The organism is uncultured Thiohalocapsa sp. (assembly GCF_913063425.1).
GTDB lineage: Bacteria > Pseudomonadota > Gammaproteobacteria > Chromatiales > Chromatiaceae > Thiohalocapsa.
Genome location: NZ_CAJXYK010000041.1, coordinates 43,341 through 57,924 on the forward strand (window position 1 = coordinate 43,341; position 14,584 = coordinate 57,924).

General features: G+C 69.4%; 11 protein-coding genes. 9 read left to right on the forward strand and 2 right to left on the reverse strand.

What is annotated here, in order from left to right; genetic code table 11:
* Window positions 1-55 precede the first annotated feature (55 nt).
* From QZ607_RS19145 to QZ607_RS19175, 7 genes are all read left to right on the forward strand, one after another.
* A complete protein-coding gene (locus tag QZ607_RS19145; RefSeq protein WP_295885967.1) occupies window positions 56-1,795 on the forward strand; it encodes a carbamoyltransferase C-terminal domain-containing protein in 1,740 nt (579 codons plus the stop codon).
* 109 nt (window positions 1,796-1,904) lie between these two features.
* Window positions 1,905-2,756: a 50S ribosomal protein L11 methyltransferase gene (locus QZ607_RS19150; protein ID WP_295885969.1), complete on the forward strand. Its 852-nt coding sequence runs from the start codon at window positions 1,905-1,907 to the stop codon at window positions 2,754-2,756.
* Between the two features lie 611 nt (window positions 2,757-3,367).
* The gene (locus tag QZ607_RS19155; protein WP_295885971.1) at window positions 3,368-4,108 is read left to right on the forward strand and encodes an SDR family NAD(P)-dependent oxidoreductase; all 741 of its coding nucleotides are present in this window, start codon (window positions 3,368-3,370) and stop codon (window positions 4,106-4,108) included.
* Window positions 4,109-4,128: 20 nt separating this feature from the next.
* Window positions 4,129-5,052, forward strand: a complete 924-nt coding sequence (locus tag QZ607_RS19160) for a cupin-like domain-containing protein (RefSeq protein WP_295885973.1) — start codon at window positions 4,129-4,131, stop codon at window positions 5,050-5,052.
* A gap of 70 nt (window positions 5,053-5,122) precedes the next feature.
* Entirely contained in the window at window positions 5,123-7,168 is a 2,046-nt protein-coding gene (locus QZ607_RS19165) for a hypothetical protein (protein WP_295885975.1), read from the forward strand.
* A gap of 207 nt (window positions 7,169-7,375) precedes the next feature.
* On the forward strand, window positions 7,376-8,047 hold the full coding sequence (locus QZ607_RS19170) for a methyltransferase domain-containing protein (RefSeq protein WP_295885977.1): 672 nt from the start codon (window positions 7,376-7,378) through the stop codon (window positions 8,045-8,047).
* Window positions 8,048-8,115: 68 nt separating this feature from the next.
* The gene (locus tag QZ607_RS19175; RefSeq protein ID WP_295885979.1) at window positions 8,116-9,030 is read left to right on the forward strand and encodes a sulfotransferase domain-containing protein; all 915 of its coding nucleotides are present in this window, start codon (window positions 8,116-8,118) and stop codon (window positions 9,028-9,030) included.
* A 95-nt stretch (window positions 9,031-9,125) separates the two neighbouring features.
* Here the strand turns inward: QZ607_RS19175 and QZ607_RS19180 are convergent, their stop codons facing one another.
* Entirely contained in the window at window positions 9,126-10,484 is a 1,359-nt protein-coding gene (locus tag QZ607_RS19180; protein ID WP_295885981.1) for a hypothetical protein, read from the reverse strand.
* Window positions 10,485-11,036: 552 nt separating this feature from the next.
* On the opposite strand from QZ607_RS19180, the gene QZ607_RS19185 reads away from it, so the two are divergent.
* Both QZ607_RS19185 and QZ607_RS19190 read left to right on the forward strand, forming a co-directional pair.
* The gene (locus QZ607_RS19185; RefSeq protein ID WP_295885983.1) at window positions 11,037-11,633 is read left to right on the forward strand and encodes a YcjF family protein; all 597 of its coding nucleotides are present in this window, start codon (window positions 11,037-11,039) and stop codon (window positions 11,631-11,633) included.
* A gap of 89 nt (window positions 11,634-11,722) precedes the next feature.
* The gene (locus tag QZ607_RS19190) at window positions 11,723-13,726 is read left to right on the forward strand and encodes an HAD-IC family P-type ATPase (RefSeq protein WP_295885985.1); all 2,004 of its coding nucleotides are present in this window, start codon (window positions 11,723-11,725) and stop codon (window positions 13,724-13,726) included.
* A gap of 96 nt (window positions 13,727-13,822) precedes the next feature.
* On the opposite strand, the gene QZ607_RS19195 is transcribed toward QZ607_RS19190, so the two are convergent.
* A complete protein-coding gene (locus tag QZ607_RS19195; protein ID WP_295885987.1) occupies window positions 13,823-14,284 on the reverse strand; it encodes a hypothetical protein in 462 nt (153 codons plus the stop codon).
* Window positions 14,285-14,584: the final 300 nt, after the last annotated feature.

Genomic DNA, 14,584 nt, shown 5'->3' on the forward strand with positions numbered 1-14,584 from the left:
GTATCGCCAAGCGCCGCACTCGCTCCGTCCACCCACGAGGATTGATTTCAGCGTCATGTACATACTCGGCATCAATGCCCTCTTTCACGAATCCGCCGCCTGCCTGATCAAGGACGCGCAGCTCCTGTCCATTGCCGAAGAGGAGCGCTTCAACCGCATCAAGCACGGCAAGCAGGTGCTGATCGACAACCCGGACGAGTTTCCGATGGCGTCCATCGCCTATTGCCTCGAAGAGGCCGGGATCGGCCGGGGCGACATCGCCCACATCGGCTATTCGGCGGTGCCGGCCAAGTTCGAGCGGCGCAAGGAACGCCTCGCCACCGGCGCCTTCGGCGAGGAATGGCTCGACGACGCCGAATGGGAGCGCGGCCAGCAGGCCCTGGAGCGGGTCCCGGGTGCACTGCGCGCGCTGGGCTTCGACGCCCGTTTCCACTGGGTCGATCATCACGGCGCCCATGCCGCGTCGGCCTACTATCCGTCCGGCTTCGATGAGGCCGCGGTGCTGTCCATCGACGGCACCGGCGAGGACGAGACGGCGGTGTATTTCCACGGCCAGGGCCGCCGCCTGGCGCGGCTCGGCGGCATCCCCTATCCGTCATCGGTGGGCCTGCTCTGGGAGGTGGTCTCGCTGTATCTGGGCTTCGGCATCTACGACGCCGCCAAGATCATGGGTCTGGCCAGCTACGGCGACCCGCAGCGCTTCCTCGGGCGGATGCGGGGCATCTTCGAGCCGATGGCGGACGGCACCTTCGTCATCGACCACGACCTGGTGCGCTTCGGCCGCCTGGAGTACTACCCGCCGAATGCCTACCTGGACGGCCTGGAGCAGCTCTTCGGCATGCGCCGGCGCCAGGCGTCCGAGCAGCTGACCCGCGACCACGAGGACATCGCCGCCGCGTTGCAGGCGCTGACCAACGAGCTGGTGCTGCACATGGTGGAGCATCTGCACAAGACCACCGGCTCCGAGAACCTCTGCCTGGCCGGCGGCGTCGCGCTGAACTGCGTCACCAACAGCTTCGTGTTCGAGAACGGACCGTTCAAGCGCCTCTACGTGCAGCCCACCTCCCACGATGCCGGCACCGCCATCGGCGCCGCCTACTGGATCCGGCACAACGTGCTCGGCGAGACCGCCCGCGGGAGCATGGACCACGCCTACTGGGGGCCGGCGTTCCCGGACGAGCGCATCGAGCAGGCGCTGACCGCCGCCGGGCTGCGCTATCGTCGCAGTGACCGCCTCGAAGAAGAGGTCGCCGGCTTCATCAACGAGGACAAGATCGTCGCCTTCTTCCAGGGCCGGATGGAGACCGGCCCCCGGGCGCTCGGCAACCGCAGCCTGCTGGCCAACCCGACGCATCCGCAGATGCGCGACATCCTCAATGCCAAGGTCAAGCACCGGGAGTACTTCAGGCCGCTGGCCCCGAGCGTGCTGGCCGAGGAGGCCGAGGCCTGGTTCGAGATCGCCAAGCCCACCAGCGCCGGCGACTACATGCTGATGACCTACCCCGCGCGCGCCGAGGTCGCCGAGCGCATCCCGGCGGTGGTGCACGTGGACGGCTCCTGCCGCATCCAGGCGGTGCGCCGCGAGACCAACCCCCGCTACCACCGCGTCATCAGCGAATTCAAGAAGCTGACCGGCGTGCCGGTGGTGCTGAACACCTCGTTCAACGACAGCGAGCCCATCGTCTGCACGCCGGAGGACGCCATCGCCACCTTTCTCAAGACCCGCATCGATGTGCTGGCCATCGGCGATTACCTGGTCATCAAAGACGATGATCAACAGGCGGCACGCGACTGAGGGCGACCGGCGCCGGCGACCAACGACCGCAAGCAGGCGACTGCACCGGCCCGGGTTGCCGCCGTCTGCACACCCTTGCCCAACGACCGAACCGACACGAGACAGCATCATGACCGAAGCCGCCAGCCCGGAAGAGGCCCTGCAACAGGTGATCGCGCGCAAGCGCCTCACCCGCATCAACGACTACTTCGTGGTCACCGACCGGCTCGACTACGACGCCATCGACCAGGTCTTTCCCCTCTACGCCGAGCAGCAGTTCTTCCTGGACGAATTGGTGCGGGAGAAGCTTTCGGGCGCCGAGGCCCTGGAGATCGGTCTCGGCTCCGGGGTGCTGTCCATCGGCGTTGCCCGCGCCGGCGCCGCACGGGTCACGGCCCTGGAGATCAACCCGCGGGCGAAGAACACGGCCGGCTTCAACATCGTCATGAACGGCGTGGAGGACCGCATCGCCATCCTCGACGGCGACGCCGACGTGCTGCGCCCGGTGGCCGGCCGCACCTTCGATTACGTCTTCTCCAACCCGCCCTTCGAGCCGACGCCGCCGGATCAGGCCTTCTTCTACCATTCCGCGGCCGGGCCCTTCGGCCTGGATTTCATCGAGAAGATCTTTGCCGGCATCGACGGCATTCTTGCCGCGGACGGGCATCTGCAGATCGTCACCGCCGCGCCGGGCGACGATGACGGCCCCTTCATGCTCGCCGACCTGGCGCGCAAATACCTCGAAGGCAAGACGACCATCGTGGTCAGTAAGGCGAGCCTGGACTATTACGCGGCCCTGGACTGGCTGCCCGAGAAGGGCCTGTTCACCGTCGAGCAGACCGAGCGACTCAAGGCCATGGCGCGCGAGGCCGGCATCAAGCGCTCCTTCCTCTGTGTGCTGCACCATGACCGCCAGGGCTCGGGCGTCGACATGCGATGGGCCGACAAGGATTACGCGTCACCGGAGGTGCCGCTCGGCTAGGGAAGCGCTGATTGATCAGCGCTTCCCGTGCGGGGCAGGATGCTCCGCCCTTTTCGGCGACGTAAGTCGCTGAAAATGAAGCGAAGCGGAAACCGCCGTTTTCGCTTCGCGTGCTGAAAATGGGCAGGAAGCCCATTTTTCAGCGTCTCCCTTGGCGCCGGGTCATCCGGCAGTCTGTCGCATGGGCCTTGATCATCACTTCGGCCGCCACGTGACCGGCGCGACGGGGCGCAGGGCGTCCGCCCCGGCTTTCACGCTGGAGCGCGGCAGCCGGCCCGGCCCGTCGTGCCGGCGCAAGCCGCTTGGCTCCGGCAAGCATGCGTCTGGCAGCGCCAATGGATCGGCGGTCGCCTCAATCCGTCGGTCGGTATCCTGCCGAGTGTCGCCCTCCGCGGGAGCCGGCACCGGGCCGCCGTGGTGGTCGACACGCTTCGACCCGAGCCTTCGCTGACCATCGACACTGCCACCGCCATGCACGACCCACGTCCCACGCCCGCCGGGCAAACGCCTGGCACGCCTGGTCCGCCGGCCCCCGGCCCTCGCCGCGATGGGCACCGCCAAGCGCCGATCACGCCCTGTGCCCCGGCTCGCCCGGGCGGGAGCTGCCGCCCATGCGTGGACTGAAGGGCAAGCGGGTCGTGGTCACCGGCGGTGCCCGCGGCATCGGGCGCGCCGCCGTCGAGCGTCTGTTGGAGGAAGGCGCCCGCGTTGCGGTGATCGATCAGGACGCCGAGGGCTGCCGCGCCCTCAACAGCGCGCTTCCCGAGGTCGTGACGGTCTGCGCCGATGTCGCCGATGAGGCTGCGACGGAGCAGGCCTTCACCGAGATCGAGCAGGACCTCGGCGGTCTGGACGCGCTGTTCAACAATGCCGGCATCAGCGCGCCCCGCGCGTTTCCGGAGCTCTCGGCGGCCCAGTGGCGGCGCACCCTGGGCGTGGATCTCGACGGCGTCTTCCTCTGCGCCCGCGCCGCGGCGCGCCGGATGGGCGAAGGCGTGATCATCAACATGGGCTCGGTCAGCGGGATGCTGGGGATGCCGGGCTATGCCGACTACAACGCGGCCAAGGCCGGAGTCATCGAGCTGACCCGCACGCTGGCGCTGGAGCTGGCACCGCGATTGCGCGTGGTGTGCATCAGCCCGGGCTATGTGCTGACCCCGATGCAGGAGGCCGAGTACAGCGCCGAGGAGATGGCCGCGCTGAATGCCCGCATCCCGCTGCAGCGCCATGCCGACCCGACGGAGATCGCCGCGCTGGTGGCCTTTCTCGCCTCGGACGAGGCCACCTTCATCACCGGCTCGAATCTGGTCATCGACGGCGGCGAATCCGCCGGCGGCACCGCCAGTCTGTGACCGACGCACAGGAGTACGCCATGCAACCGCTGGAGCAGGCGGCATCTGCACCCGCCGCCGCCGAACCCCTGTCCATGGCCACCGTCGAGCGTGTCACGCGCCTGACGCCGGACGAATTCAGAGCAGGCTTCTTCCGGCCGGGCCGCCCGGTGCTGATCACCGACATGGCGACGCAATGGCCCGCGTGCCGACGCTGGTCGTTCGGTTTTTTCGCCGCGCTCGATCCCGGTCGCGCGGTGACCCTGGAGCAGGGCAATGTGCTGCAGGGCGAGACCGCCTTCGCGTCGGCACCGCTCGGCGACTATCTGAGCGAGCTCGCGGGCGCGCCGGGCAGCGCGGCGCAGGGCAGCGGGGAGCCGGCGGCGCCGGCGCCCGGCGCCGATGCCGACAAGCGCTACCTGTCGATGTTCCGGGTCTTCGAGCAGTTTCCGCAGCTGCGCGCCGACGTGGACTTCTCCCTGTTGGAGGCGGTGACGCTGAAGCGGGTCTATTTCGCCTGGCTGGGTCCGGCCGGGACCCTGACCGGCTATCACATCGACTGGATTCACAACATCCTGGCCCAGATCAGCGGGCGCAAGCGCGTCTGGCTGGTGCCGCCGTCGGCATCGCGGGCCATGTATCCGAGCCGCAAGTACGACTACCGCTCGACGCTGAGCGAGGTGGAGCCAAGCACCTGGGACGCTGCCAAGCACCCGCTGTTCGCGGACGTGCGCCCGGCGGAGGTGACGCTGGAGCCGGGTCAGATGCTGTTCATCCCGCGTGGTTGGTGGCATCGGGTGCAATCGCTGACGCCGTCGATCAGCATCAACGCCTTCGGGCAGGACCTGACGGGCCTGCTGTTGCACCAGAGCCGCGCCTCGCTGCTCGATCTGCTGCATCGGGCGGGCCTGTACGGTCGCGGCGATTGCACCTGTCACCAAGGCGAGCACAGCCGTCACGGTTAGGACCGGATCGGCCGCATCCGGGCTGGAGTCCGGGCCGGCCGGCGCCCCGAGACCCGAGAGAGCCCCGTCTATGGTTCCTGCCTACAAGAATGCGACCGAGGGCGCCGACGCGCCGCTCGACATCCTGTTTCTCAACCTGTCCAACTGGCCGGGCAATCCGGTCTATCCCTATGCCTTCGTGCAGGTCTCGGCGCTGGCGCGTCGGGCGGGCCTGTCGATTCGCCGCTGGGACGGCCTCGGGCTCAGCCGCGCGCAGCAGCTCGCCTGCATCACCGACCTGGTGCGGCAGCATCGCCCGCGGGCGGTGGGCTTTACGGTGCGCCAGGCGGACTCCACCCTCGCCGACGACTACATCGGGGCCAAGACGCTGACCGTGCCCGGCTGGTTTCCGCTGGAGGACACCCGCGCCGCCATCGAGCGGGTGCGCGAGCTCTCCGCCGCCAAAATCCTGGTCGGCGGCTTCACCTTCACGGTCAATCCGGTCTCGGCGGCCAAGTACCTGGAGCCGGACTTCGGCGTCGTCGGCGAGCCGGACGACGTCATCGCCCACTTCGACGAGATCATGGCCGGCCGCACCGAGGGCATCGCCAACCTGCTCTACCGGCAAGACGGCGAGTGGCGACAGAACGAGCGCGTCTACTACGGCCCGCTGGACGCCCTGGAGTACACGCCGGAGATTATCGATGAGATCGTCGCCTTCCACGGCGAGCGTACCCTGCGCGAGACCCATCTCGCCGCGGTGCCGGGTCTCAATACCGCCGATGACACCGGCCGCGCCATCGCCGTGGAGATCTCCCGCGGCTGCCCCTGCCAATGTGCCTTCTGCTGCGAGCCCCTGGTCAAGGGCCGCACGCTGCGCCTGCGCGACCTCGACGTGGTGGAGGCCGAGGTCAAGGGCCTGCTGCGTCACGGCCTGCGTTATTTCTGGTTCGTCTGCTCCGAGCTGACCTTCACCAAGGCCCATGTGCTGGACCTCGCCGAGCGCCTCATCCGCATCAACCGGGAGTTGGAGCTGCCGATCTACTGGCGCGCCTATTTCCTGCCGGTCAAGTTCGACAAGGACGAGTTCCGTATCCTGTTGCGCTCGGGCCTGATGCTGGAGCAGAACGGTCCCTTCTCGGACCTGAGCAACGAGACCCTCGCGCAGATGCACGAGCCCTATCGGGTCAAGCACGCCCTGGCGCATATCCGCGACCTGATGGAGCTGAACGAGGAGCCGGAGTTTGCGCACCGCAGGATGGACCGCTGGATTCTGTGGTCCTGGCTCGCAAATCCCTATGCCACCCGCGAGTCGGTGCGTCAAACCCTGGAGACCTTCGCGTCGCTCGGGCTGGACCTCCATTACGACGCCGCCGAAGGCTATCCGGCCCTGCGCGTCTACGAGGGGCTGCGCAACCTGCCCGAGGACACACCCCAGCGCACCGAGATCGTCACCGGCGACCGCTCAACAGCGAAGTCGATCATTCACCCCGCCTTCTGCTACAGCCACGACCTGCTGGCCCACTTCGGCGACGTGGATCGTCTGCACGACTTCCTGTTCTATGCCCACGAGACGCTGCTCTCGCGCCATTATCGGGCCACGCGCGACTGGCTGGGCTGGAGCCTGCAACGCCCGGCGGGCGAGCTTACCGGGCTGCTGGCGCCGATCACGCCGGAGCCCCTGGCCATGCCCCCATGGGTGGATCATCCCGAGCTCACCGATCGTCACCCGGCGCAGTGGTACGCGTCGGCCTACCGCTGCTGGGAGCAGGCCGGGCGCGATTGGGAACGGCTGCGCGATGCCCTGGAAGGGCAGGATCAGGCGCGAAGCAACGCGATGATCGCCGCACTGCTGCACCAGGGGTTTGCGCACCGCCATGCGGCCCGGGACAGGCACTTCGTCGAGCTCGGGCTGATGGCGCCGGGCGCAGCCGCGCCGCTGGAGTCTCCCTATGGCGCTTTGACCAGGCTGCTGCCCCGCTTTGCGGATGAGGAGGCGCTGTGCCGCCACGTGACCCATCGCCATGGTGAGCAGGCCGCGGCGCTGCTGCGCTATTACCTCTATGCACTGAATCTGAGGCTGCGCCCGGAGCTGCGCTTCCTCGCGTCGGCTGCGGACGTGGAGCAGGCTGCCTGAGGGCACCATGAGCCCGCCCGATGTCGATGCCGGCAGATGCCTGCGCAGCAGGTGCCATGAACGCCCTTGATCATACTTCCGGCCCGCTCGCGACAATGGCCCCGGGATGCAGAGCGTGCGCCTGTGCTCCAACGCCGCAGCGTGGGAGCCCGGGCCGCATCCCGGGTTGGACTCAGGATCGACCTGCAAACAGCGGAGACCTCACCCATGAACCGACCCGACGACTGGCATGCGCAGGCGGATGCCTATCTTGCCTACTTCGAGGACAACCCGAACCGCATCTCCTCGACCCGGGTCTTCCCCCGGCTGCTCGAGCACTTCGGTGATCTGCGCGGCCTGCGCGTGCTGGACTTCGGCTGCGGCCAGGGCCGCTTTGCCCGGGCCATGGCCGATGCCGGGGCGAAGGTGACCGCCTTCGACGCGTCCTCCGCCGAGATCGCCAACGCCCGCGCGCTCGATCAAGGCCGCGGCATCCGCTATGTCGAGCGCCAGCAGGACCTGCTCGACGCGGGGCCGTTCGATCGCATCCTGTGCTTCATGGTGCTGCTGTGCAACGACACCGAGGGCGCCGACGCGCTGCTGCGGATGCTCTACTCGCTGACCGCGCCCGGCGGACGCCTGGGGCTCGCCAATACCGACACGGCAACCCTCGGCCGGCGCTTTCCGGACTTCCATTCGCAGCCGCCGGCAGAGCCGAGCCGCGGGGCCACCTACCGGAGCTTTATCCCCACCAGCGCCGGTGTCATGGAGGTCACCGATCACTACTACAGCCCCGAGCACCTGCGCGCAATGCTCGCGGATGCAGGCTTCGAGCTGCGCGCCGAGGAGCGGGTGGCCGAGCCCTTCATCCTGCACATCGCCGCGCGGGTGCCAGCGTAACCATTGTCCCGACACGTTCCGCCCCGTGGCGGTGCGACCGACGCGAAAAGCCGCGAACGAGGCGCAATATGCCCATCCAGCCTGCTGACCGTCCCTGGGGGCGCGCGACCACCCTGGAGGGATTCGCGGCCCTGCATGACCACCTGATGGGGACGCAGTACCGCCAGGCCCTGCTTGAGCCCGGTCCCGGCGATGTCATTATCTCGCCCTTCGCCAAGAGCGGCACCACCTGGCTTCAGCACATTGCCCACGGCCTGCGCTCCCGGGGGGACATGGGCTTCGAGGAGATCAGCTTCGCCGTGCCCTGTCTCGATTACCCTCATCCGCTGGGCGTCGATCTGAATGCGCCTCAGGGCTTCGAGCCGCGCCTGTTCATGACCCATTCCAATTGGCACGATGTGCCGAAAGGCGCGCGTTACATCGCCGCCTTCCGCAATCCAAAGCACGTCATCGTCTCCTATTACCGGATGCTGGAGAATTGGTTCTTCGAGCCCGGTGCCATCGACTTGGATGCCTTCGCGCTGTACTTTGTGCCACCTGACGGCGTATTGGACGACTGGTGGCTGCACATGGTCTCCTGGTGGGAGCAGCGCGCGAACCCCGCGGTGCTGCTGCTGAGCTATGAGGAGATGGTGGCGGATCTGCCCGGCACCGTGCGCAGCATCGCCGCATTGATGGGCATTGCTCCCACAGATGACCTGCTGGATATCGTTGTCCGCCAATCCTCCCGGGATTTCATGCTGGCCCATGCGCATCAATTCGATGAGCGCGGCCTGCGCCGTCTGGCGGAGCAGGAAATCGGTCTGCCATTCGACAGCGATGCCGTCAAGGTCACCCCGGGGGCCGACAAGCGCCGCTACCGGCTTTCGCCCGAGGTGGATGCGGCATTCGACGCCGTTTGGCGCAGCCAGGTCGAGCCAAGAACGGGCCTGGCGAGCTACGACGATCTGCGTCTGGCAGTGCGCGCGCGAAATCCCGGATAGGGCTCGCGTGGCGAGCCCCAAATCGCAGCATGCCGGGCGCCCGCCTGAGCTTTAGGCCGCCGGCGGTAACGCCCCTGCCTGCTCGGCTTCGCCCGTCACGGGGCCGCGCTGCTCGGGGGTGTGCCGTTGGGATCGGCGCCGGCGGCCACCTGGATGTCGCGGAAGACGGCTTCGACGCGCGCCGCTGACGGCGGCACGATGGGCGTGCGTCCCGCAACGATGTCCTGGCAGAGCCGCGTGAGCTCGCGGGTTGCGAAGGCCCGGACCAGGGCCTCCTGCCAGGGACCGCTGGTCTCCGGCCAGCCCGCGCGGTAGAGGCGGCGCAGCCAGCCGGGCGTGACCTGCTCCTGCACGCGCTCGGCCAGGGCCTCCACCTCGGTATCCACCAGCAGATGCTCGTAGGCGGCCTGTTCGGCGGCCTCGCGCACGATGGCCAGCATCCGCTGCGCATCGTCGGGGACGATCCGGTCGGCGACGCGCTTGGCGGCCATGGAGCCTGCCGTGCCGCCGCCGGCGGCGCCGAGCAGGCCGCCGAGGAGTGCACCCAGTGGTCCGCCCACTGCGGCGCCCGCTGCGGCACCGGTCACCCAGCCCCCGGCGGCCGTCACGGCGCCGGAGGTCTTGACCACCAGATTTTTGGTGAATTGCGGCCAGGAGATGCTGTGGGCGAGGGCGGCGCGGTAGAGGTCGAGGTTCACGACCGCGGTCAAGGTCGAGACGACGGGGTTGGCCCGCATCGGTGCGCCGGCGAAGGTACTGCGGGCTGAGCTGGTCAGGGATTTGACGGCGCCGAGGGCTGCGTCTGCGGTGGAGCGGCCCGCCGGCGACTGTGCGATGCCGGCGGCGGCGCTGCTGACTGCCGCCGGGCGGGTGCTGCCGCCGTGCAGGTGCGCGGCGATCAGGGCGCCCAGCCCCGCTTGCTGTCCCGCCGTGTCGGTCTCCAGCTGCCAGGCGAGCGCTTGTGCGATGGCCTTGTCCGTGTCCGCGCCGGCCCAGCGGGCACGGGCGTAGCTGACCGCGAAGCCGAGGCCACAGGCGCAATCGGTGGTGATGAGTCCGCTTTCGGGTAGGACTCCCACGCCGACCACGGAGCCGCTGCGGGCGAGCGTCAGGGCTTGGGAGTAGGTGAGGGTGCCGCGGCAGAGCCGGAAGCGCCCCGCTTCCTCCGGCATTGCAGGGCGTGCATCCTTTGCACCCGCCACGGGCGTACCGGGTGCGTCCGGCGGCGCAGCGTCCGTGTCGTTCAAACACTGCGAACAGGCCCGAAACTGCTCCCTCGGCAGCTCGATCAACCGCGCTGACGAGGTTCGGGCGTCGGCGGCCAGCGCCCTCAGTGCCTTCGCGCACTGCGCAGAGGTGGGCAGATAGAGGCTTGCCATCGACAGGCGGCTGCCGTCATCGGCATGCGCGGCTGACGGGAACAGGTCATCGAAATGGGCTGGACCAGTGGTCATCGGGCGGGCGGCGGTTGTCGGTGCAAGGTAAGCTCTATTCTGCGCCGTTGCGAGCAGCAGGGCGCTGAACGCGCTGACTCCCATTGATTGGGGCCAGGATGCCGGGCAGAAACCGGGTCCGGACGGCTGCCCCCTGGAGCGCCCCCGGGAGCGCCCCCGGGAGCGTCCATGGGGCCTCTTCCTGCACCCGGCTTCCGGCTGTGTCCTGTGGGCTCGAAGGGGCGCAGCCACGGGCAGGATTTGTCCACGGCAATAGTCGCTTTGCGAGTGTCAATCCCTTGTGATTGGCGCCGTTGCACGGTCCAAGCAGGATGATCGCCGACCGACCAACACTGCGGGTCCCGCCGCTGCAATCATCGCCATCTCCAGACGACACACTTCCAAGCCACCGGGGTTGTCCCGGCGGGCGTGGGCACCTAAGGCAATTGCTGATGCGCCTTGTCTGTGACGCCTTGGCGCATTGTCGATCCGGGCGCACCCTGTCCGGAGGAGACCTGCCGGCGAGCAGCCGTTTCCCTGACGCTTCCGCCCCCTGACGAGGAGTCGTATCCGATGACTGATCAAGCACGGCCGGACAGCGCTGCCGACGCCGGTACCGCCGAAGCCGAGCCCCCGGCGCCCGAGGCGCGGCATGCTGCCGCGGAGCGCCTGGTACACCAATACACGCTCGGCGCCATGGCCGTCGGCCTGGTCCCGGTGCCGCTGGTGGACCTCGCGGCGCTGGTGGCGGTGCAGCTCAAGATGCTGCACGGGCTGGCCGGCCTTTACGATATCGATTTCAAGGCCGACCTCGGCCGCTCCGCGGTGGCAAGCCTGGTGGGCGGCGTGCTGCCCGGGGCCATGGCGCCCACGCTCGCCGCGAGCCTCAGCAAGCTGATTCCCGTGTCCGGTCAGCTGCTCGGCGGCGGCACCCTGGTGATCCTGAACGGGGCTGCAACCTATGCCATCGGCAAGGTCTTCATCCAGCATTTCGCCGCCGGCGGGACCTTCCTGACCTTCGACCCAGAGGCCGTGCGCGACTACTTCGAGCAGCAGTTCGAGGCCGGCAAGCAGGTGGCCGCGGAGCTGAAGCCGAAGGCGCGCCGCAGGGCGGAGAAGACCGAGGGCGTCCCCGGCGCGTCCGCAGCCGAGCAGTCCGCGGGCGAATGAGGCGGGCAGGGCAGCCCCAGGCGGTGGACCGGTCTCAGGCAGCGATGCAGCGCCTGCGCCGCCGGGCTGCGCCGGCCGGGGGCTGAGCCGTGGCGCTGGCACAGGTGGGCCTTGCGCTCGGCGCCTACGCCGGCCAGCGCCTGGTCGATCGCAACCGGCGCTCGCGCCGGCTGCGGCACCTGTTGCGCGGGCAGGGCAGCGCGCGGCAGCACGCGGACATGCAGGCGGGGGTGGATGCGCTGGCGCGGCGCCGGTCGGATTTTCATGCCGGCAGCTGGGCGCTGGCACTCTGTGTGGGCAGTTATGCCCTGCCTATCCTGAGCCCGGCGGCGCTGGCGCTCACCGTCTACAGCATGCTGCCGTTGCTGCGCGCGGGCGAGCGGGCGCTGGTGCGGGATGCCCACGTGGGCGATGACGCGGTGAACGTCATTGTCTGTATCGGTGCGCTGGGGCTGGGCCAGCCTCTGGCCGCCGCGCTGCAGTGCTGGATTCACCACGGCGCCGAGGTCGCGGTGCTCGGCAGCCGTGAGCGGGCGCGCCGTCTACTGGATACCCGGCTGCCGACGCCCACCCGAGCCCGGGTGCTGCACGGTGAGCGCGAAGTGCTCACGGCCGTGGACGCGCTGCGCCCGGGTGACCTGGTGGCGCTCGCCACCGGCGAGCCCGTGCCCGTGGACGGGCGCATCGAGCAGGGTAGTCTCAGCGTCGATCAGCAGCAGCTCAGCGGCGAATCGGTGCCGCGGGCACTGGGACCGGGCGAGACCGTCTATGCCGGCACCCTGGTGCTGCGCGGGCAGGCGCGGGCGCGGGTGACGGTCGCAGGCCGCGAGACGACGCTGGCGCGGGTGCAACGCATCCTGCGCGCCGGTGCCGGTCATCAGACGGCGCTGCAGCTGAAGGCGGAGGCCATCGCCGACGCCGCCTCCGTGCCGCTGCTTGGCGTCAGTGCGCTGGCCTGGCCTCTGATCGGCCCATCGGCGGCGCTCGCGATCCTGTTCAGCGCGCCGGTCAACGCGGTTCGGGCCGCCGGTGCGCTGGCCGTCTCTGACGAGGTGACGACACTGCTGGCCGACGGCGTCTTGGTGAAGGACGGCCGTGCCCTGGAGGCCCTGGCGGCGGTGGACACGGTGCTCTTCGACAAGACCGGCACCCTGACCTCGGACGCACTGCTGGTCGCCGAGGTGGTCGCCAGCGGCTGCTGGGAGCCCGGGCGCGTGCTGGCCGCAGCGGCCGCGGCGGAGGGGCGGCTCACGCATCCCCTGGCACAGGCCCTGGCGGCGGCGGCGGAGCAGTCGGACTGCCCGCCGCTGCAGGCGACGGCAACGGACTTCCGGGTCGGCTTCGGCGTCAGCGCCATCATCGACGGCGAGCAGGTGCTGGTGGGCGGGCGCCGCCACCTGCAGGCCGCGGGCATTCCCATCGATGCGCACGCCCGCCGTGCCCTTGCCGCCGCCGAAGTCCAGGGCGCGACGGCCCTGCTGGTGGCGGACGCGGAGGCCGTACAGGGGGTGATCAGCCTGCGTGCGCGCGAGCGACCGGAGGCTGCCGGTATCCTGCATTTTCTGCGCGAGCATGGGATTGGTCAGCTGGCCCTGGTCTCCGGCGATGCCGAGGAGCCCACCCGGGCACAGGCCAAGGCGCTCGGGCTCGCAGAGGCGTACAGCAATGTGCTGCCGGAGGAAAAGGCTGCGCTGGTGCGCCGTCTGCAGGCGGCGGGCCGGCGGGTCTGCTTCATCGGGGACGGCGTGAATGACGCGCTGGCCATGCGCCAGGCCGACTGCGCCATCTCGCTGCATGGCGCCGCGGACCTGGCCACGGATACCGCCGGCATCATTCTGCTCGACGGCGGGCTGCGCCGCCTGCCGCGGGCGCTCACGACGGCCCGCGCGCAGCAGGCGCGGCTGCGCTCGATACTGACCTACTGGGGCGGGTACGCGGTGCTCAACACCGCCCTGAATCTGGGCCTGCGCCTCGGCGTGCTGCCGTCGTCACTGCTGTTCGGGGCCGTCTTCGGCGTCGGAGTGCTGGCGACGCGGTCGCCGCGCCTGAAGGCGGCCGATGACGAAGGCGAGGGGGCCCGCGGCGCCGTCTGATACGCCATCGGCGCCTGGACCTGGGTGAGGGACCGGTTGGTGTGCCACCGCCCGGCGCCGCGGCAGCGTACGGTGAGAGCGCCGTGGCGGGCTTGGCTAGTCCGGGTCCGAGCTGGTCGAGGCGTCTTCGCGCTTGCGTTCCCACAGCAGGCGGCGGCGAAACCGCACGCTGTCTGCGTCGCACTCCACCGCGGCCTTGCATGCCCGGCAGTAGTCCGTGACCAGCGCGCGCATACCGGCCTCCAGCGCCGGCCACTCGGCGAGCTCGCCGTCCACGAGCCAGGCCAGGTCGATGTCGAAGTCCGCACAGAAGCCGCCCACTTGCTCGGCGAGGGCCTCGCGGCCGATGGCGTCCAGGTCTTCGATCCAGGCACGCAGGGCCGCATCCGTCAGATTGCCGTCCGCCAGCGCCCAGGCGCCGAAGCGCTCGGCGAGCTGCCGCCGCTCGACACCGCTCAGCCGGGCGGCACGCTCGCGCATCCAGCCGCTGACGTCAGCAGCGAAGTCCTGCATCTCGGTGGCCATTCCCGCCAGGCGGGTGCGCAGCAGTGGTTGCATTGTTGCCGGTTCTCCAGACGGATGACGCCATGACGGCCGGTGCCCGACCGCCAAGGTAGTCGAAGAGGGTAGCCGACGCGAGCCCCGTTCGTCAGCCGCGCTCGATGCCGTTTGCGGCGCCGGCTTAGCGGACGCAACAGAATCTTTGCCGAACGCAGGACCACGCCGCGATCTGAGCCTCGGGTCTTGCGCCGCCAAGGGGCCGACATGCGACTTTACATAATATACATTATGCGCAATCGCCGATGGCGGGCAGGATGGCGCCAACCCGCGCGGCGCCTGGGCTGACGGGCCGGAACA